Origin of the sequence: Roseibium algicola (assembly GCF_001999245.1) — a bacterium.
Lineage (GTDB): Bacteria > Pseudomonadota > Alphaproteobacteria > Rhizobiales > Stappiaceae > Roseibium > Roseibium algicola.
In genome coordinates this window covers 1,368,103-1,389,462 of record NZ_CP019630.1, presented here as the reverse complement: position 1 = coordinate 1,389,462, position 21,360 = coordinate 1,368,103, and the positions used below count along the sequence as shown (strand labels likewise).

Sequence of the window (21,360 nt, the reverse complement as noted above, 5' to 3'; positions counted from 1 at the left end):
TGCACATGGGGGCTGACGCGCGCCTTGCCAACCTTGCAACTGCCTGCAACGGTAGTTGCGAACAGGAAAACCCTCTCAGTGCCGGAAAAACTCAGATCACGAAGTATAGATCGTCCGCGGCTTCCGACATCCAGTCCGTTGCATGATCAAACGGCATCGGCCGGGCAATCAGGTAACCCTGGATCGAGAAATCGCCCATCATCCGAAGCCGGTCGTATTGTTCTTCGGTTTCAACGCCTTCGCAGACGATGCCGATGTTGAGCGACCTGGCCAGATGGATGAGCTGGTTGACGATCACTTCCTTTTTCGGGTCCTGAAGCATCTGGCGCGTGAAGGAGCGGTCGATCTTCAGCCCGTTTATCGGCAAGTCCGAGACATGGGAGAGGGACGCATAGCCGGTGCCGAAATCATCCAGCTCGATATGAACGCCGAGCTCGAAGAGTTGCCGCAGCGCAGCCAGGTGACCTGACCGGTTGTCGTTCAGGAACACCGATTCCAGAACTTCGGCGGTGATCCGTTCCGGTCCGACATTGTGCTTTTCCATCGCGGCCTTGAAGTGCTCGAGCAGCAGCCCGGACGACAGGTGCGATGGCGAGATGTTCACGGAGATGCGGCCAAAATCGAGGCCCTGGTCGATCCAGTGCCGGGCAGCGGCAAAAGCCTTGTCGATGACAATCTCACCCAGGATCGGCGCCAGACCGGATTTTTCCACGACCGGCAGAAAGTCTCCGGGCGAAACCGTGCCGCGTTCGGGGTGTCGCCAGCGTACCAGCGCTTCGATGCCGGTGACGGCCTGAGTGCGCAAGTTGACCTGCGGCTGGAACACGAGGAAGAACTGGTCGTTCTTGACCGCGTCCTTCAGTTCAAGCTCGATCTGTGCTTCCGTTTCGCTGTCTGTGCGCATATCCGGACGGAAGAAAGTATACCGGTCCTTGCCGTTTTCCTTGGACTGGTAAAGCGCGAGATCGGCATTGACCAGAAGCGTGTCGAAGTTGTCACTGTCCTCCGGGCACAGTGCCAGTCCCATGCTGACGGTCGGCCAGAACCTGTTGCCGTTGAACTCCATCGGCATCCGCATGATCCGGCGCGCCCGTTCGCACAACTCGTTGGGATCCGACGTTCCGCTTTCCGCCAGAATGACGAACTCGTCGCCGCCCCAGCGATAGGCCGTGCCCAGCCCACGGCAGACTTCGCGCAGCCGGCGGCCCGTCTCTTCCAGGCAATGATCGCCGGCAAGATGGCCGAGCGTATCGTTGACCCGCTTGAATCCGTCCATGTCGACGTGAACCAGGAACGCCGGCTTCTCGCTCCGGGCGAAACGCTCCTTGGCATCGCGCTGGCAGCCGGCGCGGTTGGACAGTTTGGTCAGGGGGTCGAAATAGGCCAGGCGCTCCGCCCGGACCTTGGCTTCGCGGGTTTCGTTTTCCCGCTGCACCCGTTCGGAAACATCATTGGCAATGGCCACGAACAGGTCGCGGTCCTGATCGCGGAGAAGCTGTACCCTGAGATCGACCGGATATTCCGTGCCGTCCTTGCGCCGGTGAACGCTTTCGACCGACAGGTTGTCCCGATGTCCTTTCAGGAGGGGCGCGACGTGGCGCCGGACCGTGTTCGGGTCGTAAACGGGATCGATATCGCCGATTTTCTGGGATTTCAGCTCTTCGATCGTGTAGCCGAGATTGGCCAGGGCGCAGCGGTTGGCATATTCGATCTGGAAGGTTTCCGCGTCGAGGATGTAGATCTCGTTGAGCGAGGACTCCAGAATATTGGCCAGCAGATGGTTCCTGCGTTCTGCCAGGCATCGGTCGGTGATGTCGTGAACGGTCCCGATCACCTTGGACGCCTTGCCGTCCCGACCGGCAAGCACATACCCGCGAACGTGCAGGTACTGGATGGTGCCGTCGTCATGCACCAGCGGGTGTTCGGTGTCGAATTCACCGCAGGATTTCACTGCTGCGTTGACCGCATCCAGGGTTTTCTTTCGGTCGTCACCGGGAATACGATTAAAGAGATAGGCTTGGATCTCGTTTGCCGGAAGGTCCGGCGGGATCTTCATGACCCGGTAGTATTCTTCCGAGCCCAGGATTTCGTTTGAAGCGATATCGCGTTCCCAGCTGCCCACATGCGCAATCCGCTGGGCTTCGATAAGTTGAAGCGTGCTGCTTTCCAGCTTCAGGGTATTGTCCAGAACTTCTGCCTCGAGGCGCGAACGCGTCAGCTGCACGGAGGACTGAAGACGGGACAGGAGACGGAAGACCACCGTCCAGGCGAGCAGCGCCAGGCCGATGCCTGCCATCAGAGAGAGCAATGTCCCCTTGGCAAAGTCCCAGATGTTGTCCGTGATGTCCTTTACCAGCAGAAGCTTCACGTCGTTGTTCGGGGTTACGACCATAATTGGCAGATCGCGAACCATGAACACCTTGCTGTTCTGGAGGAAGAAGCTGTTGAAGCCGGCGAAGTGGCCGTTGGAGGCGATCTTGCTGAAGTCGAAGCCGGTCGGCGTCAGATTGCCCAGAACCTTGTAGTGAACCGTGCTGGAATCACCTGCTTCGGCGACTTCGCAGGCCTTGACGATCTGGGCATTGACCGCGGAACTGGCCAGCGCGAGCGATTGTTCGATATTGATCGCGAGTTTCAGATACCCGATCCGGGTTCCCTCAACGAGCCAGGGTTTCAGCACGCTGACGATGAACTCGTTGTTGCGGCCGAGTTCGATAGCATCGACTTCGCGAAAACGGTTGGAATTCAGTTCGGTCTCGAAGCTGGCGGAATCCTGCGCCGGAGTGGCATTGCTTTGCGCGCGATAGACGATCTGCTGGTCGGCGGAATAGATGGTCAATTCCGCAATATTCAGATCGGCAGCTTTTCCGGCAAAGACCCTGTCGGCAACGGCCTTGATGTTGGCGGTGTCTTTCTTGCGGATGGCTGTCTGCAGATCCGTATCGGCGCTGACGACACTGACTGCCTGATCGAGCGTTTGTTCCCCCAACGCCCTTTGATGCATCAGAAGACGTTCAGTCGTCCTGACGATCAGGTCCTGCGGCTCGCTCAGCGTACGATATTCCGTCACCACGTTCTGGAGCGTCAGGACGGCAACTGTCAGGCAGAGAAACGACAGAAAAACGACGCGAAGGGGTTTTTCGAAACGGGTTTCGTCCTTGCACCACCGCGCCAGGATCTGGTCAAGAATGGCACTCGGACTTCGCCCACGCGCAACTGTGCGCGATTTCTCGTCGCGCAAGTCCTTGTCTTGCCAAAACTCTTGCTTGCCCACGCGTTGCACCCGTTCCCCCGAGCAGCCGTAGCTCCTCTTTGATCGGCAAGGACAGTCCGCTGTTTGTTATGGTCACCGGGCACGGCGAAGTTATGCAAACCATCACTGCCAATTTTCTCAATAGGCTGTATTGGTTAAATTGTATTGAATGTGTTCCTTAAGGCTTATTAAGAATAGAATTCATTCGAGAGGAATTCTTCCAGTCTCAAGATCAAATGTATTTGCGCTGAGCCTGATGATTGGCGATGCAGCAAAATAGTTTGATCTAAATCAGACGATCTCCTTTGAATGTCACCAGTTGAGGTGATATCGCCGCCCAAGCGTCTGTGTTTGACCCAGCCGATTGACGGGAGCCAACCTCGACTTGGCAAGCAAGTCGTATGGCGCGGTGCCATCAACTGCCTGACGCGCTTGCGAAGAACTCGAGGAGGGCATTGACCGTCTCTTCCGGGGCTTCTTCGGGCAGGAAGTGCCCACCCGGAAGCGCGGCGCCGACAGCGGTCCTTGACCAGCCCCGCCAGACTTCAAGCGGATCGTCCACGCTGGTGGCGATGCCTTTACTTCCCCAAAGTGCAAGAAGGGGAACAACGATCTTTCTTCCCGCATCCAGATCCGCCCGGTCGTGGTCGTAGTCGATCGTTGCACCTGCGCGGTAGTCCTCGCAGGTTGCCGATACCCGGTCTGGTTCGCAAAACCAGTCACGGTTATGCGCCATGGCTTCCTTGGAAAAGCACGACAGGGTCTTGGCCGCAGTCCAGCTGGCCAGCGTGTGATCGAGAAATCGTATCGGTGCGGCAGAAATAGTCTTTTCCGGGAAAGGCGCAGCCTGGGCCAGAAACATCCAGTGATAGATCTTGAGGCCGAACAGCCTGTCCATCCGGTCCCAGTAGTCACATGTCGGAAGGATGTCGAGAACGGCGACCTTCAGAAGGGCTTGCGGGTGATCGAGGGCAAGGCGGTAAGCCACCCGGCCGCCACGGTCATGGCCGGCCAGAAAGAACGTCGAGTGGCCGAGCACCTTCATGAGCTCGACCATGGCCGAGGCCATGCTTCGTTTGGAATAGGCCGCGTGATCGTGTGATAGCGGCGGCACGGACGAACGGCCATACCCCGGCAGGTCGGGCAGGACGAGCGTGAAGTGTTCGGCAAGCTGCGGGGCCACCTTGTGCCAGCAGACATGAGATTGCGGGTAGCCGTGCAGCAAAAGCAACGGTGGGCCGGACCCGCCGGTCCGGCAGAACAGCCGCACATCGTTGGCTTCCACAGTGATGCTGTCAAACCCCGGAAACAGATCCGGCAGGTCGTTTTTCACGTCTGTCTCCCCAGCCCGCACCGGGGAGAAGATTACCTTTGCTTTCAAGCGCCTGCCAAGTCCCGGAAACCGGAAATGCCACGATTGCCGGTTTTTCGCTTGGCTCGGCCTCAGCTTTCCCGGGCGATGGCCCGCCAGCCGATGTCGGTTCGGCAGAAGCCTTCCGGCCAGTCGATGTTGCGGATCCGCTCGTAGGCCCGTTGCTGTGCCTCGCGAACGGTGGTGCCGACCGCCGTCACGTTCAAAACGCGTCCGCCATTTGCCAGGATCTGCGTGCCATCGCGTTTGGTGCCTGCGTGAAAGACGGCAACGTCATCCGTTGCCGGTGTATCGAGACCACGGATTTCCGTGCCCTTGTCGTAGCTGCCCGGGTAACCCTTGGCGGCCATGACGACCGTCAGTGCGGCTTCGTCGCGCCAGTCCGCCGTTGTCTGGTCCAGCCGGCCCTCGACGCTTGCAAGCAGCAGCTCCAGCAGGTCGCTCTTGAGGCGCATCATCAGGACCTGGCATTCCGGATCACCGAAGCGGGTATTGTATTCGATCAGCTTCGGGCCGTTCTTGCCGATCATCAGACCCGCATAGAGAACGCCCTTGAAAGGGGTGCCACGTTTGGCCAGTGTCGCGATGGTCGGCTCGATGATGGTACGCATCACCTCGGCAATCAGTGCATCTGTCAGCACGGGAGCGGGCGAGTAAGCGCCCATGCCGCCGGTATTCGGGCCTTCGTCACCATCATAGGCGCGTTTGTGGTCCTGGGCGGTGGCAAGCGGCAGTGCGTTGGTGCCGTCGGACAACACGAAGAAGCTCGCTTCCTCGCCTTCCAGGAATTCCTCGATGACGACTTCCGCACCTGCGGCCCCGAACGAGCCTTCGAAACAGGCCGTTACCGCCTCTTCGGCGTCTTTCAGGGTCATGGCGACCACGACACCCTTGCCGGCTGCAAGCCCGTCCGCCTTCACGACAATCGGTGCACCTTTTTCCCGGACATAGGCGAGCGCGGCATCTGCCGTATCAAAGCGGCCGTATCCGGCGGTCGGAATATCTGCTTCGTCGCACACGCCCTTGGTGAAGGCCTTGGAGCCCTCCAGTTGGGCCGCTGCCCTGGACGGTCCGAAAGTCTTGATCCCGGCCGCTTCCAGATCATCGACAAGGCCCGCCACAAGCGGTGCCTCGGGGCCGACGACCACAAGATCGATGGCATGTTCGCGACAGAAACCGATGACTGCCTGATGATCCGCGGTGTCCAGATTGCAAAGCTCGGCCACCTCGGCAATCCCGGCATTGCCGGGCGCCGCATAGAGCTTGGTCAGCTTGGGAGATTTTGCCAGCGCCCAGGCGAGCGCGTGTTCGCGGCCGCCGGATCCGATCAGGAGAAGTTTCATAAACGGGCAGTCTCTTCGTGAAGGTTGAAGCAAGAGGGCCGTCCCCTAACACGGAGGACGGCATACCGCAATTGGCGGCGCGTGCAACGGCGCATTTCTGCCGGTCACAGCCCAACTTGTGACGCGGCGGGAGAGGTGGTTTCCGCGCCCAGGAAAAGGCCGGAACGCTTGTCAGCCAGGGGTGGCAAGCGCGAAGAGGAAACCGAGGGCTGACCGGGTTTGGGTCGTTAGACCATGGCACCTTGCCCAACTCTGAGTTTCACGATAGCGCCCCTGTGACCTCTTGCGGGATGAATTTCCTGCTGAAAATCGCTAAAAGAACCTGAGAAGGGCGGAAAGCAGGAGCGTTTCCGCCGGATAATCGAGAAATGGACGGATCGAAAGTGTTTTCCACGAACGACACGGGGCCGGTTGCAGATGCGGTCAAGCAGCACTGGGTGGACACGCGGCTGCCGGCTGGCCTGCGCCCCTATGCGCGCCTTGCCCGCTGGGAACGTCCGATCGGTTGGTGGCTGTTGCTGTGGCCCTGTTTCTGGTCGGCGGCATTGGCGGCGGTCGCCGGTGGCAAGGCCTGGCCGGACCCCTGGCACATGGTTCTGTTTTTCATCGGTGCGGTTGCCATGCGCGGTGCAGGCTGCACCTACAACGACCTTGTCGACGTCGACATCGATTCCAAGGTCGAGCGGACCCGCTCCCGACCCATCCCGGCGGGGCAGGTGTCCAGACTTCAGGCAAAGATCTTTCTGGTGGTCCAGGCCCTCATCGGCCTTGCGGTGCTGCTGCAGTTCAACACCTACACGATCTGGCTGGGCATCGCCTCGCTGCTGCCGGTTGCGGTCTATCCGTTCATGAAACGCATTACCAACTGGCCGCAGCTGTTTCTGGGGTTCGCCTTTTCCTGGGGGGCGCTCATGGGCTGGGCGGCCGCCTTTGGGTCCCTGTCCTGGTCACCGGTGTTTCTCTATATCGGCGGCATCTGCTGGACGATCGGCTACGACACGATCTATGCCCATCAGGACAAGGAGGACGATGCGCTTGTCGGTGTGAAGTCGACGGCCCGCCTCTTCGATGAGCACACCAAGCCGGCTCTCATCCTGCTCTACAGCTGCGCAACCGCGCTGTTCTTTCTGGCTGCGATCTTTGCCGATGCCGGTCCGGCCGCTTTTATCGGCATCCTGGCTGGCGTCATTCACCTGGGGTGGCAGATCGTCGTTCTGGATATCGATGACGGCGATCAGTGCCTGCAACTGTTCCGATCCAACGGGACTTATGGCTGGATCCTGTTCTTTGGTTTCTTCGCCGATGCCCTTATCGGTGCGCTCTAACGAAAAAAGCCCCGCTCAGCGGGGCTTTTTTTGAAAACTGTCGTGTGCACGCTCAGGTGCGGGCAATGATCTCACGCTCATTGGCGTGGACGGTTGCCGAAGGTTCCTGCCGGCCGGGAAGACGGCGGTTCAGGAAGCGCGGACGGCGGCCGGTCAATAGGCGCAGCTTGCGCCGGGGCGCAGGTTTTGAAGCCGGAACGGCGCTGTAGGCTTCGATCGGCTTTACCTTGCCGCCGAGGTCACACACCAGCATCGGCAGGTTGAACACCTGGGCCCACCGGCTCCACAGAACCGCAAGGTCATCGGATTTCTCGGTTTCGGCCAGGGTGATCGACAGCGCGCTATCGGGATGTTTCAGGATCAGTGCCGCCACGATTTCACCCGGCACCGCGCCCGGAACGATCCGGACCATGACACCATCGAAACCTTGAGCGGGCACCACCACCGTCACCGGAACACCGGCAACCCGCCGCTTGATGACCGCCCTGTCACGATCCAGGAAAATTTCGGCTGGCAGGGAAGGGGTACCCGGCCGGTTTTCAAGGCGTTGCTCGAAGTGGGCCGGCAGGCAACCGGGATGCGGCATCGTTTGGGCGCCGACCCCGGTTGCTACCATTTCCTGTATTTCTGTTTGACGTCTCAAATGACTCTCCACCGGACCTTTAGGTCGGACCATTTTTGGTCTCTCGATGCATTTAATCTACTGAAGAAAAGTCGTGAACCACTTAAGATACAGAGTTAAAAAAGTCTGATTTATAAGAGGGTTACTGGAATGTAATCAGACAGGTAACACCTTGTTCAGTCATGTGGCAGATTCGACTTGATACAACCTTTGAATGAATTTACCGCCCTGTCCCGATCCCGCCTATCTTGCGGTCATCATTACGAAAATCGGATGAGGCGCTGCGGCATTGCAACCTCTTGCCGGAACCGGCTCAAAATCCCATTTCCCACCTATCAGGGGAAAACCATGTCTCTGGACGGCGCCGGGCACGACCGGATTGCCCGCAAAAGGCCCCGACAGTTGCAGCGCAGCCGTGCGGGGCGTAAACAACTGCCGAACCAGAAGACGAAAGAGCGGACACGATGTCGGAACTGATTGATCAAAGCGAATTGCAATCCCGGGCAGCCCGTCTGGTGGAAGCAGCCCGCAAGGCCGGAGCTGACGCCTGCGACGCGATTGCGGTTACCGGTGTCTCGCTTTCGGTCGATGTTCGCGAAGGCAAGGTGGAAGAAACCGAGCGCGCCGAAGGCGACGACGTCACCTTGAGGGTGTTTGTCGGCAAGCGCACTGCTGCTGTCTCAGCCAACCGTCTCGATGACCCGGCAAGCCTGGCTGAACGTGCCGTCGCCATGGCCAAGGTCGCGCCGGAAGATCCCTATGCCGGTCTTGCCGATCAGGATCTTCTCGTGAAGGAGTTTCCGGAACTCGAGCTTCTGGACACAAAGGAAATGACTGCCGAGGACCTGACGCAGATTGCGCTGGAAGCGGAAGCGGCCGGTCTGGAAGTCGAAGGCGTCACCAAATCCGGCGGTGCGGGAGCCTCCTGGCGTCTTGCCGGTGTCGTTCTGGCGACCAGCCATGGGTTCCAGGGGTCCTACATGTCGTCCCGCTATGGCATGTCCATGACAGCCGTCGCAGGGGAAGGGACCGGCATGGAGCGGGATTACGATTTCGACAGCCGTACCTATTACGAAGACCTGGAAGCACCGGCGGAAATCGGACGCAGGGCCGGGGAAAGAGCTGTGCGCCGTCTCAACCCGAACAAGCTTTCGACCCGCACCGCGAACGTCATTTATGAATCGCGCGCTGCCCGCAGCATTCTCGGGCACCTTGTCGGGGCGATCAACGGGGCCGCAATTGCGCGCAAGACCAGCTTCCTGAAAGACCGGATGGGTGAGGCAGTGTTCGCACCTGGCATCCAGGTGGTTGACGACCCGTTCAAACGCCGGGGTGCCGCAACACGCCCCTTCGACGGGGAAGGGACCCGGGCGGAACGTCTCGATGTTATTGAAGACGGTGTCCTGCGACACTGGTTTCTGGACGGTGCCTCCGCACGCGAACTGGGCCTGACGCCCAATGGCCGGGCGCACCGCAGTGGCAGCGGCACGTCGCCTGGCGCAACGAACGTCACATTGATGCCTGGCGAAAAATCGCTGGAAGAATTGATGGCGGAAGCCGGGCAGGGCCTGCTGGTGACCGACCTGATCGGTCACGGCGTAAACGGCCTCACCGGTGACTATTCGCGCGGGGCAGCCGGGTTCTGGTTCGAAAACGGCCAGATCGTAGAAGCCGTCAGTGAAATCACCATTGCAAGCAATCTGAAGGACATGTTTGCACGGCTCGTGCCCGGCAGCGACCTCGACAACCGTTATTCGGCAGCCACTCCCTCGGTCATGATTGAAGGAATGGCCCTTGCCGGAAGCTGACAAGGGCCTGAACGACACCGGACGAAGCGAAATCGGGCTGGATGAAGCCGGAAGGGACGCGGACCTGCGCCTGCTGGAGTTGGCTGCGCGCCAGGCGGGCGATATTGCACTGGGTTTCTTCGGTCAGGATCCGGAGACCTGGTACAAGGGCAAGGCGGGCATGTCGCCGGTTTCCGAGGCAGATCTCGCGGTAGACCGTTTTCTCGCGGACTACCTGCGGTCTGCGCGGCCGGACTACGGCTGGCTTTCGGAGGAAACCGCCGACGACCGCAGCCGTCTCAACCACGAGCGTGTCTTCATTGTCGATCCGATTGACGGCACGCGGGCTTTTCTGGCGGGTGGGGACGAATGGACGGTGGCGATTGCCGTGGTCGAGGCCGGTCGGCCCGTTGCAGCTTCGGTCTTTTGCCCGCGCCGGGACGAGATGTTCCTGGCCCGTACAGGCGGCGGAGCCTGGCTCAATGGGGCACGACTGGCGGTGTCAGATCGCACCGGCCTTTCCGGTGCAACCTTGACCGGACCGCATTCCATTGTTGCCAATCAGGACGTTGTCGCTGCAGGTTTTGTCGGTACGGAAATCCTGCGCTCCCTGGCTTATCGGCTGGCGATCGTTGCAGCAGGAAGGGTCGATGTCGGGGCCGCACGGGGCGGGCCGAGCGATTGGGATCTTGCGGCGGCGGATCTTTTGGTGCAGGAAGCGGGCGGTGTATTGACCGACCTGTCGGGTCGGAACCTGATCTACAACCGCGCCAAGACCGGCCACCCGGCCCTGATCGCAGCTCCTGTTGCGCTGATCGGGCCTGTGCGCGACGCGCTCGACGACCTGATCAGGTAACAGACCGGTTGCAGCGACGAAAGCGAGGATATTGATGAGTAATACCGATACTCCGAAGCAGCTCCTTCATCTTGTGTTCGGCGGCGAGCTGGAATCACCGGAAGGGCTGACGTTCCGCGATCTGGACGAACTGGATATCGTCGGAATCTACCCGAATTATGCCGAAGCCTACAAAGCCTGGAAATCCAAGGCACAGGCGACGGTAGACAACGCTCATATGCGTTACTTCATCGTCCACATGCACCGCTTGCTCGATCCGGAAACGGCTTCTTAAGGCAGCGCAGCTCTCTCAGGCGACAACACCAAATGATAAAACGCCTCGGCCGTCAGCCCTGGGTTCTGGCCAGCATCGGCACTTTGATGGCCGTTTACCTGAAACTGGTCTACCGTACCAACCGGTTCGTGATCGATCCGGAGGGCGTGCACGAACGTTCCGAACAGGATCTCCCGGTTATCGTGGCCATGTGGCACGGCCAGCACTTCATGGTGCCCTTCGCCAAGCCGGCTCACTGGCCCGCCAAGGTGATGATTTCCCGGTCTGCCGATGGCGAGGTAAACGCGATCGCGGCCCGCAAGCTCGGCCTCGGCCTGATCCGTGCCTCCGGCGGCAAGAACGCACGCCAGATAAAAAAGCGCGGCGGCATGCGAGGTTTCATCGAGGCGCTTCGTGCGCTCAAGGAAGGCTATTCCATCGCCATGACGGCGGATGTGCCCAAAGGTCCGGCCCGCAAGTCTGGCGTTGGCATCGTTCAGCTTGCCAAGCATTCGGGCCGTCCCGTCCTGCCTGTGGCGGTGGCAACCAGCCGCAGCATCGAGCTGAACAGTTGGGACAAGGCCAGCGTCAACCTGCCGTTCGGCCGGGGCAGCATCGCGGTGAGTGATCTCATCTGGGTTCCCGCCGATGCGGACGACGACACGCTTGAGGAATATCGCCTCAAGGTGGAAGAGGGGCTCAACGCCGCAACGAAACGTGCTTACGAGCTGGTCGGAAGGGCGGATGGCTGACCGGCGACCCCTTGTCTTCAGTCTCTACAGGGGCCTTGCACGGGCCCTGACGCCTCTGTTCAATCTGCTTTTCTGGCTGCGCAGCCACTCCGGCAAGGAATTGCCGGCCCGCAAGGGGGAACGTTTCGGACGGAGCGCAACAAGCCGGCCAGCAGGCAAGCTTGTCTGGATCCACGCGGCCAGTGTCGGTGAAACCGTATCCGTGCTGCCGCTGGTTGATGAACTGACGGGGTCCGGCAACAAGGTGCTCCTGACCACTGTCACCGTGACGGCGGCACAGCTGGCACAGGGCCGCTTGCCGGAAGGGGCGATCCACCAGTTCATGCCATTCGATGCGCCCGGGCCGATCTGCCGATTTCTCGACCACTGGTCCCCGGACCTGGCGATGGTGGTCGAGTCCGAAATCTGGCCGTGCCTTTTCGATGAAATGCGTTCACGGCAAACGCCCTTCGTACTTCTCAACGGCCGCCTGTCGGACCGGTCGTATCGAAGCTGGGCGCGCTTTCCGCGTATTTCCGGATATCTGTTTCGGTGTCTGGATATGGTTCTGGCGCAAAGCGCCGCCGATGGCGAGCGGTTCCGCCTGTTGGGCTGCCGCAATGTTTCAACGCCCGGCAATCTGAAATTCGATGCACCGGACCCGGCCGTGGACGAAGGCCAGGCAACCGCCCTGTTGGCGCAGACAGGAGCGCGTCCGGTCTGGCTGGCCGCCCTGACGCATCCGGGCGAAGACGAAATTGTACTCGAGGCCTTTGGCCGTCTCACCGAGGAATTTCCCGGTCTCCTGCTGGTCCTGGTGCCGCGACATCCCGTTCGGACAGATGATATTGCGGCCATGATCGATAGCCGTGGCCTGCGTGCGGCGCGTCGAAGTCTGGATCAGGCAATTGAAACGGACACAGATGTCTATCTCGGTGATACACTGGGCGAGATGGGACTTTTTTACAGATTGGCACCGGTGACGTTTTTGGGTGGTTCATTCAACGATGCGGGCGGTCATAACCCGGTGGAAGCTGCATTGTCGGGCTCCGCGTTGGTCACTGGCCCGCGTGTTGCGAACGCCCGAGCCGTCTACAAGGACTTCTGGAGCCGGCGGGCTTCGCTGAAAGCGGAGTTGCCGGAGAACCTGGCAGATTGTGTTGGCAGTCTTTTGCGCGATGCTGACGCTGCCCGGGCGCAGGCGGAAAGAGCAAGAGCCCTGGTCGAGGCCGGGCGCGGTGCCTTGGCCGAAACCCTGAAAGTGTTGCAACCCATGTTGGGAAAAGCAGGTCCGGCGACTGGCGATCCGCTGCCGCGGGGCCGCGCATGAAGTCGGCGCCCGACTTCTGGTGGAAGCCGGGACAGACACTGGCAAGTTGGCTGCTGTCGCCGGCAGGCTGGATTTACGGACTGGTCTCAGGCCGCCGCATGTTGAAGAAGCCGAAAGCGAAAAGCCGGTTGCCTGTAATCTGCGTCGGCAATTTCGTCGTCGGCGGAACCGGAAAGACGCCCTTTGCCATCGAACTGTCCTACAGATTGCAGGAAGAAGGCTTGCGGCCCGGTTTCCTGCTGCGCGGTTACGGCGGCAAGGCCAAAGGGCCGCTCCTTGTCGATGCCAGCATGCACGACGCCGATGTTGTCGGTGACGAGGCCTTGTTGCTGGCCCGGTACGGTCCAACCGTGATTGCGGCCGACAGGCCGTCGGGGGCACGGCTTGCCGAACAGCAGCCCATTGATGTCCTTCTGATGGATGACGGATTTCAGAACCCGGCGCTGGCCAAGGATCTCAGCCTGGTGCTGGTCGATTGCAGCGTGGGGTTCGGCAATGGCAAGTGTCTGCCTGCCGGTCCCTTGCGGGCACCTGCGGCCAAGCAGATCGTGAAGGCCGATTGCCTGGTCCTGGTAGGCGAGGGGGATGCGGCAGAGGAAGCTGTGCATCTGGCTGGACGCAAGGGGCTGCCGATCCTTCACGCGCATGTGCGGCCACAGCCGAACGATGAACTGGCGGGAAGCAGGCTTTTTGCATTTGCGGGCATCGGCAGACCGCAGAAATTCTTCGATACGCTGAAATCGCTTGGCTACGACGTGAGGAAAACGCGGGAATTCCCCGATCACCATCAATACACGCAAGCCGACGTGCGTGCGCTGCTGACCGAAGCCGAGGAAGCCGGGTTCAAGCTGGTGACGACGTCCAAGGACATGGCCAGGCTGGAAACGTCGACGGGAGAGCTGTTCCACTGGATCGCATCCAGTGCGGCCGTTCTGGAAGTGCGAATGGAGATCGACGACGAAGACAGGCTGGCGTCACTCATCAAGGAGCGGCTACGTCGGCGTCAGTTCGGAAAATGAGGCTGCTTGACTTCGCCTGACGCGGCTCAGCGCGTTTCCAGATACCGCTTCATGGACGCATTGGCATCGACATAGGCTTCCTGCCGTTCGACAGACCAGTATTTCAGCTCGTCCAGCGGGATCGCCGTTCCGGTCACCGCACAGCGCACGAATGTCCCCGGTGTTTCCACCTGATAGTCGCCATCCAGGTAGCGGACGCGGGCTTCATTGGGGATGCGCGGATTTTCGTAGCGGTTCATGATCTGCAGTTTGGCTGTCGGTCTATCGGGAAGTCTCGATAGCATTTATGGCAGACTGGCAGGAGAGGGCAAGTCAAAGCTTTGCCGGGGGCCCATTTCCCCGTTGCGGGACAATCGGTTTCAAAATCGCTCAGGGTAACCCGGCCCCGACTGCATTCCGGCGCGCGGTACCGCATGACTGGCAAGTGGAATTCTCCGCTTATGGGATGATTTGCGCGCCAAAACGCCTATGTTGAGAGAAACAACCAAATTGCCCGGTCTGGCAATGCAACCTGCATCGGCAGACACTCCGGGCGAAATCAGGACAGACAGATGACCCTTTCCACCACCGATCTTATCGAATCTTCAGGCCTGGGCCTCGAAACGGCAAGGCGGATCACTCAGGACGCACTTGATGGAGCGGATGATGGCGAGCTTTTTGTCGAATACCGGCAAAGCGAAGGCCTGGTCTTCGACAACGGGCGCCTGAAAGGGGCCAACTACGACACCGCACAAGGTTTCGGCCTGAGAGCCGTTGCCGGTGAAGCTGCCGGTTACGCTCATGCCGGAGATATCTCCGAAGGTGCATTGAAACGGGCGGCCGATGCGGTCAGCGCCGTCAAGAAGGGGTATTCGGGTAGCTACGCGGCAGCGCCTGCGCGCACCAACCAGACGCTTTATACCGATGCAAACCCGCTTGGCGGGCCGAGCTTCGAGGACAAGGTCAAGCTGCTGCAGGAAATCGACGCCTACGCGCGGGCAAAGGATCCACGCGTGCGGCAGGTGTCCGCGTCTCTGGCGGGTTCCTGGCAGGTGGTCGAGATCCTGCGTGCGGACGGTCATCTGGTGCGCGATGTGCGTCCGATGGTGCGGCTCAGCATTTCCGTCGTCGCCGGCAATGACGAACGCCAGGAAAGCGGCTCATTCGGTTGCGGTGGCCGGGAAGGCTTCGAGCGTTTCATCACCACGGAAAACTGGCAGGGCGGTGTCGACGAGGCACTGCGTCAGGCTCTGGTCAATCTGGAAGCGGTTCCTGCACCTGCCGGCACTTTCGATGTCGTGCTGGGGCCGGGCTGGCCGGGCATTCTTCTGCACGAAGCCGTCGGCCACGGACTGGAAGGCGACTTCAACCGCAAGAAAACGTCCGCGTTCGCCGGTCTCTTGGGCCAGCGCGTTGCTTCGCCTGGCGTGACCATCGTTGACGACGGAACGATTGCCGATCGTCGGGGCTCGCTGACTGTGGACGACGAAGGCACGCCTTCCAGCCGAACGGTACTGATTGAGGACGGTATCCTGAAGGGCTACATGCAGGACCGCCAGAACGCGCGCCTGATGGGCATGGAGCCGACCGGTAATGGCCGCCGGCAGTCCTACGCCCACATCCCGATGCCGCGCATGACCAATACGGTAATGATGGCCGGTGACAAGGATCCGGACGAGATCCTGGCATCGGTCAAGGACGGCATTTACGCCGTGTCTTTCGGTGGTGGCCAGGTCGACATCACCTCCGGCAAATTCGTGTTCTCCTGCACCGAAGCCTACCGCGTGGAGAACGGCAAGGTTGGCGCGCCGCTGAAAGGCGCAATGCTGATCGGTAACGGACCGGACGCGCTGACCCGCGTTTCCATGATCGGGAACGACATGAAGCTCGATCCCGGCATGGGCACCTGCGGCAAGCAGGGGCAGGGCGTGCCGGTTGGTGTCGGCCAACCGTCCATGCGCATCAATGCCATGACCATAGGCGGGACGGCGGTCTGACAAGGCCGCCTGGAAGGACCTATGCCGGACATAAAATTCGTCATCTTCGATATGGATCTGGTGCTCTACGACTACGACCACCAGATCCGCTTGAAGTTGCTTGAAGAGCTGACAGGAAGGCCTGCGGCCGATATTGATTGCTCGGTCTGGGGCGGTCCTCACGAGAATGCAGCCGAGGCGGGAGATCCTGCAACGGCCGATGCCTATCTGGAGCAATTTGCAAGACTGCTCGAGTTTCCGATCGACTTCGAAACCTGGGCGGATGTGCGCCGGCAGATGATGCGCCCGCGCCGGGATGTCTTGTCGCTTGTCCGCCGCCTGAAGGCGACCGCAGACATTGCGCTGCTGACCAACAACGGCATGCTCTTGAAGGATGCCTTGCCCATCTGCGCGCCGGAAACGGTCGAAATTTTCGGTGAGAAAGCCCATGTCTCGGCTGAGTTTGGAGCCCGCAAGCCTGATCCGCTGGTCTTTGAGCGCATCTGCGGCCGCTACGGCTATGGTCCCGAGGAAAGTGCGTTTGTCGATGACCGAGCGGAAAACATAGTAGGGGCGCAGAACGCCGGGTTGAAGGGCCATCACTATGTGACTGCGGATGGCCTTGGAACGTTCCTGAGGACTTGCCGGCTGATCTGATCCGGAACGCAGGTTTGCGCGATCAGTGTGTTTCAGTCAGGGCTTTGGGTGAAAGTGCCTTTGAGGCAGCAGGTCTTCCGAACTGAAAGTCCCGTTTCCGGCTATCACCATGCCGCGTGCCACGCTCAGGTTCCTGGCAACGCCGCTTCCTTTCAGCAGACCGCCTCTCATGTCCGGATCATCTTCCTGAAAGGAACCTCCGTCCGACAGCGTACAACTGTCGACCGTGATATTGCCGAGGATCTGACTGCCGTCTCCCAGCATGCATCTGCCGAACAGGGCCGGGTTGTTGAGGAACCGGCCATGGCTGCCGATCCGGATTTCCGCGCCGGGCCTGTTGGCCTTGGCGGTAAATCCGCCTTCGCCGAACTGGTTCTTGCTACCGATCAGAATATTGCCGTTCGACGCTTCGAAATGGCTGCCGGAGTGCACAATGTTGTCGTCGCCCAGCCGGATCTCCGCTCCGGATGAGGCCTTCAGCGTGACGCCCGGATAAAAGATGTTGTTCCTGCCCGCCGATACGCCTGCGGAAACCAGCGTGGAAAAGGGATCCAGAACATGATTTCCGTCCAGGATTTCCATCATCTGAGACAGCGGCAGAAACCCGCAGGCAAGGCGTGCGGCATCGATTGAGGCAAACAGATCGGACATGCGGTGCAAGAGCTCCGTCTTGGAGTACAGGGATAGATAGCCAGCCTTTGGACTGGACGTTGCCTGCCAGACTTTTTCACCGGACATCTGCAACGCTACGCAGCAAATATCCAACGTGCAATCAGCTTGTGCGGTTCTCGGCGCGTGGGGCTGTCCTTTGATTGAAAATAAAGCACTTTTTTGCTGCAGTCGCTGGATTTGATTAAAGGATAGGGCGTATTCTCTGATATCGTTGAAGTGAGCAGAAGTCGCATGAAACAAGAAGGCGACGTGTCGGGACCATGCGGTTAAGGAGAAGGAATGGCAGCAGAAGGAGCCCCTCCGTTTTTTGCCGAATCGATCGTGTTTCTGGCCGCGACGGTCGTCGCCGTTCCGATCGCCAAAAGGCTGGGGCTTGGATCGGTGGTCGGTTATCTCGCTGCCGGAGCCGTTATAGGCCCGCACGGCCTAAAGCTTCTCGGCTCGGGCGAGGACGTGCTTCATGTCGCCGAACTTGGCGTCGTCCTGCTGCTGTTTGTCATCGGTCTGGAGCTGGACCCGCGAAAACTCTGGCGGATGAAGCGTGACATCTTCGGCCTTGGAACGGCCCAGGTGCTTCTGACCGGTGTGACCTTCTACGCCATAGGGCGGCTGTTTGGATATTCCTTCACCACCTCTCTGGTTGCTGGCTTCGGCCTGGCGCTTTCTTCCACCGCGTTCGCGCTGCAGATCCTGCAGGAACGCGGACAACTTTCCTCAGCCTACGGCCAGCGGGCGTTCGGCATCCTGTTGCTTCAGGATATCGCCATCGTGCCACTGCTTGCGATGGTCGCCATCCTGGCGCCCGGGGAAGGGCCGTCCACCTATACCCAGATCGCGAGCGAGATCCTGATCGTTCTGGCGGCGGTGGCTGCCGTAGTCCTGACTGGCCGATATCTGGTGTCGCCGATTTTCCTGCTGCTGGCGGCAAGCCGCGCGCGCGAGGTCATGCTGACAGCCGCTCTCCTCGTCGCTCTTGGCAGTGCCGGCATCATGCATGCGGTCGGCCTGTCGATGGCGCTCGGGGCGTTCCTGGCAGGTGTTCTGCTGGCCGAATCGAGTTTTCGCCATACGCTTGAAGCCGACATCGAGCCCTTCCGGTCTTTGCTCATGGGCCTGTTCTTTGTCGCCGTCGGCATGTCGCTTGATGTCTACCTGGTGATGACCCACTGGGAAATCCTCGCAATCGGCGTCATCTGTGTGATGGGTGTGAAGGGCATATTCCTTTGGGCTCTGTCACGGGGCACCGGCTCGCCGAATTCCGATGCATTGCGCATTGCCGTCACGCTGCCTCAAGGTGGTGAATTTGCCTTTGTCCTGTTCACCGCCGCTGTCGGCGAACGCCTGTTGAGCTATCAGGCCGTCAACCAGCTGAACGCGATTGTGGTCTTGACCATGTTGCTGACGCCGGTTGCCTGCCTTGGGCTGGACCGGCTGGCGGCCAGGGTCAAGGCACGGGGTGTTGAAAACCCGTCGATCGAGACATTCGAGGAGGCAACTCCGACCGTGCTGGTGATCGGCTTCGGCCGCTTCGGCATGGTGGTGGCCCAGTTCCTGACATCCGAAGGTCTTGAGATCACCGCCATCGACAACCGGCCGGACCGTATCGCTTACGCCCGCAAGCAGGGCTACAAGGTCTATTACGGCGATGCGACGCGGGCAGACGTTTTGGCGGCGGCTGGGGCGGGCAAGGCAACATTGGTTGCCATGTGTATCGAGAACGACAAGGTGATGGGCAAGGCCATCGACCTCGTTCGAGAAGGCTTCCCCGAGGCGCTGATCTTCTGCCGGGCGACGGACCGCGCGCATATGCTGGATCTCACCAAACGGGGCGTCGATTTCCAGATTCGTGAAACCTTCGAATCAAGCGTCGTCTTCGGCCGGGCGGCACTCGAGGCACTGGGAACTCCCCTCGACCGAATCGACCAGATCGAGGAAGACGTTCGCGACCGGGACGAGGAGCGGCTTGCCCAGCAACTGCGTGAGGGCATGTTTGCCGGCGCCGACAAGCTGCACAAGGTAACGCCGCGCCGGTCGATGGAGGCGAACGCTCCTGACGCGCCAGCCGCGGAATAGGCGGCAAGGCTCATCACCAGGATTTCGGAAACAAAAAAGGCGCCGAATGGGCGCCTTTCGTTTGGTTGCTTGCGTTTCCGCGTCAGGGCAGGGCGTCGAAGCCTGCAGAGAACCCATTCAGAGAAATCGGGATGCCGATCCCTTCTTCCGGGGTCTGGAAGATGATGAAGGTCGCCTGAGAGCCGGCCTGCAATTTGCTCAGCAGATCTTCTTCGAGAATGACCTCGGCAATGCAGCCGTTCGGAAGACAGCGGACGAAACCGGCCCGGCCGATATCGGCGTTGTCGACCCTGAGGCCAAGACCAGACGGCAGCAACACGCCGAGCGGTGCGAGAACCCTGAGAATGCGGGCCTGCTTGTCGGCGGTTTTCAGAATGATCACGGAAAGCCCGACGTTTTCCCGGTCGGCCGCAGTGACGTTCTGGATCAGCGCGCACTGGTCACCGGTGGAACCGGGAGGCGTGTCGCAGCGCATTTGCCAGTCGCCGTGAGTCGAGCGGACCTCGCCTTGTGCCGCGGCGGGCAGATTTCCGTAAGTCAACGAACTGAAGACGATCCCGGCAACGGCCGCGAGTTTGGAAAAAGACAGTCTGGAACGTCCATTAGGGCGGGCAGCCAGTGACTGCGGCAATTGGGTTGACAAGAAATCCTCCAGTCAATCGTTGTCCGGTTCGCTTTTGGTCGGCCCGGCATAAAAAGATGCGGCCTGCTTGGCGAATCAAGGTGTAATTCTAGGCCAGACATTGCCGCATGACGGCGCACGTTTCCAGTCCGGCGGTTCAGGAACCTAAGGATTAGCCGCAATTCTTGTCGAAAATTCGCATGTCCTTGACCCGTGTCAAATGGCAGAGAGCTTCAGGTGGCTGTGAAAAGTTGGAAATTCCGTTGCAGCCCGGCGTTTCTTGTGGTTTTTGTGCGGCTCAAAGGTGTCGGTGGAATGATGCGGCACATCGCCGCTATGCCCGATGGTAGCCATCGCCCTTTATATGAGTTTGTGGTTATAGTCCGGTCAAACTCATGACCTTGTCCAACTCCAGGACGCAGCAGATTTGGCTTGCGCAGCGCCGCCAAGCCCGCTACTGCCGCACCGGATTGGACCGGATCTGAGTCCGGAAATTTAGCATTTTCCGCCATTTCAGGCGGATGAGGGAAGGGAGCGCGGACGTGAAGGCAGTCTTCAAGCGTCTCATGACTATGGCCGGTGCGGCGGCAACTTTTGCTGGAGTGTCGACAGCGGCCCTGGCAGCGGAATCCGGCATCAAGGAATGGCAGTTGGGCTTTCAGGCCTCTGTCACCGATGTAATGGACGACATTACCTGGTTCAACGGGTTCACCCTGGTGATCATCACCGTAATCACGCTGTTCGTGCTTGCGCTGCTGATCGTCTGCATGACCCGCTTCAGCGCGAAAAAGAACCCGGTTCCGTCCAGGACATCGCACAACACCATGATCGAAGTGGTCTGGACGGTTGCTCCGATCCTGATTCTGGTCGTGATCGCGATCCCGTCTTTCCGCCTGCTCTACAAGCAGCTGGACATTCCCGAATACGAGATGACCATCAAGGCGACCGGGTACCAGTGGTACTGGGGCTATGAGTACACCGATGAGAACATGGGTGAGCTCTCCTTCGACTCCATCATGGTCAAGGACGACGAGCGCCAGGCTGTTGCAGACGCTCGCGGCGTGACGCTGAACGAAGTTCCGCGCCTTCTGTCCGTTGACTACGATCTCGTCATTCCGGTCGACACCACTGTTCGCGTCCAGGTGACCTCCGAAGATGTTATCCACGCCTTCGCGATGCCGTCCTTCGGCGTTAAGATCGACGCCATCCCGGGCCGTTTGAACGAAACCTGGTTCCACGCTCGCGAGGAAGGCGTCTACTACGGTCAGTGTTCCGAGCTTTGCGGCAAGGACCATGCCTTCATGCCGATCGCAATCCGGGTGGTTTCCAAGGATCAGTTCCAGACCTGGTCAACTGCCGCCCAGGACGATCTGGACACTGCCAACCAGCAGCTCCTGGCATCGATCGCCGATGCGAAGAAAGTGGCTGCCGCAGGCAAGCTGGAAGAGATCTCTGTCGCCGCGAAATAATGTGGCGGCGATCCTGTTTGG

18 protein-coding genes are annotated in these 21,360 nt (G+C 60.0%); 11 read left to right on the top strand and 7 right to left on the bottom strand.

Going from position 1 to position 21,360, the window contains the following annotated elements; genetic code table 11:
- Positions 1–91: 91 nt before the first annotated feature.
- The 3 genes from B0E33_RS06490 to purD all read right to left on the bottom strand — a co-directional run bounded on the left by B0E33_RS06490 (position 92) and on the right by purD (position 5,968).
- Positions 92–3,241, bottom strand: coding sequence for a bifunctional diguanylate cyclase/phosphodiesterase (locus B0E33_RS06490; protein WP_077290737.1), 3,150 nt, complete (start codon positions 3,239–3,241; stop codon positions 92–94).
- A gap of 427 nt (positions 3,242–3,668) precedes the next feature.
- Positions 3,669–4,586 (bottom strand): alpha/beta fold hydrolase, encoded by a 918-nt coding sequence (locus B0E33_RS06485; protein WP_077290736.1) that lies wholly within the window; start codon positions 4,584–4,586, stop codon positions 3,669–3,671.
- 110 nt (positions 4,587–4,696) lie between these two features.
- A complete protein-coding gene (gene purD, locus B0E33_RS06480) occupies positions 4,697–5,968 on the bottom strand; it encodes a phosphoribosylamine--glycine ligase (protein WP_077290735.1) in 1,272 nt (423 codons plus the stop codon).
- Between the two features lie 368 nt (positions 5,969–6,336).
- Here purD and ubiA point away from each other — a divergent pair, with 368 nt between their 5' ends.
- Positions 6,337–7,293, top strand: a complete 957-nt coding sequence (gene ubiA, locus B0E33_RS06475) for a 4-hydroxybenzoate octaprenyltransferase (protein ID WP_055657806.1) — start codon at positions 6,337–6,339, stop codon at positions 7,291–7,293.
- A 52-nt stretch (positions 7,294–7,345) separates the two neighbouring features.
- On the opposite strand, the gene B0E33_RS06470 is transcribed toward ubiA, so the two are convergent.
- Positions 7,346–7,936 carry a DUF6101 family protein gene (locus B0E33_RS06470; protein WP_208984425.1) on the bottom strand — a complete coding sequence of 197 codons (591 nt, stop codon included), beginning with the start codon at positions 7,934–7,936 and terminating at the stop codon, positions 7,346–7,348.
- A gap of 443 nt (positions 7,937–8,379) precedes the next feature.
- Here B0E33_RS06470 and B0E33_RS06465 point away from each other — a divergent pair, with 443 nt between their 5' ends.
- The 6 genes from B0E33_RS06465 to lpxK are packed head-to-tail and all read left to right on the top strand — an operon-like array spanning position 8,380 to position 13,891.
- On the top strand, positions 8,380–9,723 hold the full coding sequence (locus tag B0E33_RS06465) for a TldD/PmbA family protein (RefSeq protein ID WP_077290734.1): 1,344 nt from the start codon (positions 8,380–8,382) through the stop codon (positions 9,721–9,723).
- Positions 9,710–10,558 (top strand): 3'(2'),5'-bisphosphate nucleotidase CysQ, encoded by an 849-nt coding sequence (locus B0E33_RS06460; RefSeq protein ID WP_197923128.1) that lies wholly within the window; start codon positions 9,710–9,712, stop codon positions 10,556–10,558. The genes B0E33_RS06465 and B0E33_RS06460 overlap by 14 nt, the downstream gene beginning before the upstream one ends.
- A 34-nt stretch (positions 10,559–10,592) precedes the next feature.
- The gene (locus B0E33_RS06455; protein ID WP_023002035.1) at positions 10,593–10,832 is read left to right on the top strand and encodes a DUF4170 domain-containing protein; all 240 of its coding nucleotides are present in this window, start codon (positions 10,593–10,595) and stop codon (positions 10,830–10,832) included.
- A gap of 32 nt (positions 10,833–10,864) precedes the next feature.
- Entirely contained in the window at positions 10,865–11,563 is a 699-nt protein-coding gene (locus B0E33_RS06450) for a lysophospholipid acyltransferase family protein (RefSeq protein ID WP_055657809.1), read from the top strand.
- Positions 11,556–12,872: a 3-deoxy-D-manno-octulosonic acid transferase gene (locus B0E33_RS06445; RefSeq protein WP_077290733.1), complete on the top strand. Its 1,317-nt coding sequence runs from the start codon at positions 11,556–11,558 to the stop codon at positions 12,870–12,872. Before B0E33_RS06450 ends, B0E33_RS06445 begins: the two co-directional genes overlap by 8 nt.
- Positions 12,869–13,891, top strand: a complete 1,023-nt coding sequence (gene lpxK, locus B0E33_RS06440) for a tetraacyldisaccharide 4'-kinase (protein WP_077290732.1) — start codon at positions 12,869–12,871, stop codon at positions 13,889–13,891. Before B0E33_RS06445 ends, lpxK begins: the two co-directional genes overlap by 4 nt.
- A 26-nt stretch (positions 13,892–13,917) precedes the next feature.
- Here the strand turns inward: lpxK and B0E33_RS06435 are convergent, their stop codons facing one another.
- On the bottom strand, positions 13,918–14,130 hold the full coding sequence (locus tag B0E33_RS06435; protein WP_023002031.1) for a DUF2093 domain-containing protein: 213 nt from the start codon (positions 14,128–14,130) through the stop codon (positions 13,918–13,920).
- A 312-nt stretch (positions 14,131–14,442) separates the two neighbouring features.
- Between B0E33_RS06435 and tldD the strand changes: the two genes are divergently transcribed.
- The gene (tldD, locus tag B0E33_RS06430; RefSeq protein ID WP_077290731.1) at positions 14,443–15,867 is read left to right on the top strand and encodes a metalloprotease TldD; all 1,425 of its coding nucleotides are present in this window, start codon (positions 14,443–14,445) and stop codon (positions 15,865–15,867) included.
- A 21-nt stretch (positions 15,868–15,888) separates the two neighbouring features.
- Positions 15,889–16,503, top strand: a complete 615-nt coding sequence (locus tag B0E33_RS06425; protein ID WP_077290730.1) for an HAD-IA family hydrolase — start codon at positions 15,889–15,891, stop codon at positions 16,501–16,503.
- Between the two features lie 36 nt (positions 16,504–16,539).
- Here the strand turns inward: B0E33_RS06425 and B0E33_RS06420 are convergent, their stop codons facing one another.
- Positions 16,540–17,154 carry an AraC family transcriptional regulator gene (locus B0E33_RS06420; protein ID WP_077293165.1) on the bottom strand — a complete coding sequence of 205 codons (615 nt, stop codon included), beginning with the start codon at positions 17,152–17,154 and terminating at the stop codon, positions 16,540–16,542.
- Between the two features lie 300 nt (positions 17,155–17,454).
- On the opposite strand from B0E33_RS06420, the gene B0E33_RS06415 reads away from it, so the two are divergent.
- Positions 17,455–19,248 carry a monovalent cation:proton antiporter-2 (CPA2) family protein gene (locus B0E33_RS06415; protein WP_077290729.1) on the top strand — a complete coding sequence of 598 codons (1,794 nt, stop codon included), beginning with the start codon at positions 17,455–17,457 and terminating at the stop codon, positions 19,246–19,248.
- A gap of 82 nt (positions 19,249–19,330) precedes the next feature.
- On the opposite strand, the gene B0E33_RS06410 is transcribed toward B0E33_RS06415, so the two are convergent.
- Positions 19,331–19,804 carry an invasion associated locus B family protein gene (locus B0E33_RS06410; protein ID WP_051990219.1) on the bottom strand — a complete coding sequence of 158 codons (474 nt, stop codon included), beginning with the start codon at positions 19,802–19,804 and terminating at the stop codon, positions 19,331–19,333.
- 587 nt (positions 19,805–20,391) lie between these two features.
- On the opposite strand from B0E33_RS06410, the gene coxB reads away from it, so the two are divergent.
- A complete protein-coding gene (coxB, locus tag B0E33_RS06405; RefSeq protein ID WP_077290728.1) occupies positions 20,392–21,339 on the top strand; it encodes a cytochrome c oxidase subunit II in 948 nt (315 codons plus the stop codon).
- Positions 21,340–21,360 lie beyond the last annotated feature (21 nt).

Bases quoted from the DNA above. Each gene is read 5' to 3' on its own strand.
- purD (WP_077290735.1), bottom strand. From the start codon at position 5,968: ATGAAACTTCTCCTGATCGGATCCGGCGGCCGCGAACACGCGCTCGCC.
- ubiA (WP_055657806.1), top strand. From the start codon at position 6,337: ATGGACGGATCGAAAGTGTTTTCCACGAACGACACGGGGCCGGTTGCA.
- B0E33_RS06465 (WP_077290734.1), top strand. From the start codon at position 8,380: ATGTCGGAACTGATTGATCAAAGCGAATTGCAATCCCGGGCAGCCCGT.
- B0E33_RS06455 (WP_023002035.1), top strand. From the start codon at position 10,593: ATGAGTAATACCGATACTCCGAAGCAGCTCCTTCATCTTGTGTTCGGC.
- B0E33_RS06450 (WP_055657809.1), top strand. From the start codon at position 10,865: ATGATAAAACGCCTCGGCCGTCAGCCCTGGGTTCTGGCCAGCATCGGC.
- B0E33_RS06445 (WP_077290733.1), top strand. From the start codon at position 11,556: ATGGCTGACCGGCGACCCCTTGTCTTCAGTCTCTACAGGGGCCTTGCA.
- lpxK (WP_077290732.1), top strand. From the start codon at position 12,869: ATGAAGTCGGCGCCCGACTTCTGGTGGAAGCCGGGACAGACACTGGCA.
- B0E33_RS06435 (WP_023002031.1), bottom strand. From the start codon at position 14,130: ATGAACCGCTACGAAAATCCGCGCATCCCCAATGAAGCCCGCGTCCGC.
- tldD (WP_077290731.1), top strand. From the start codon at position 14,443: ATGACCCTTTCCACCACCGATCTTATCGAATCTTCAGGCCTGGGCCTC.
- B0E33_RS06425 (WP_077290730.1), top strand. From the start codon at position 15,889: ATGCCGGACATAAAATTCGTCATCTTCGATATGGATCTGGTGCTCTAC.
- B0E33_RS06420 (WP_077293165.1), bottom strand. From the start codon at position 17,154: ATGTCCGATCTGTTTGCCTCAATCGATGCCGCACGCCTTGCCTGCGGG.
- B0E33_RS06415 (WP_077290729.1), top strand. From the start codon at position 17,455: ATGGCAGCAGAAGGAGCCCCTCCGTTTTTTGCCGAATCGATCGTGTTT.
- coxB (WP_077290728.1), top strand. From the start codon at position 20,392: ATGAGGGAAGGGAGCGCGGACGTGAAGGCAGTCTTCAAGCGTCTCATG.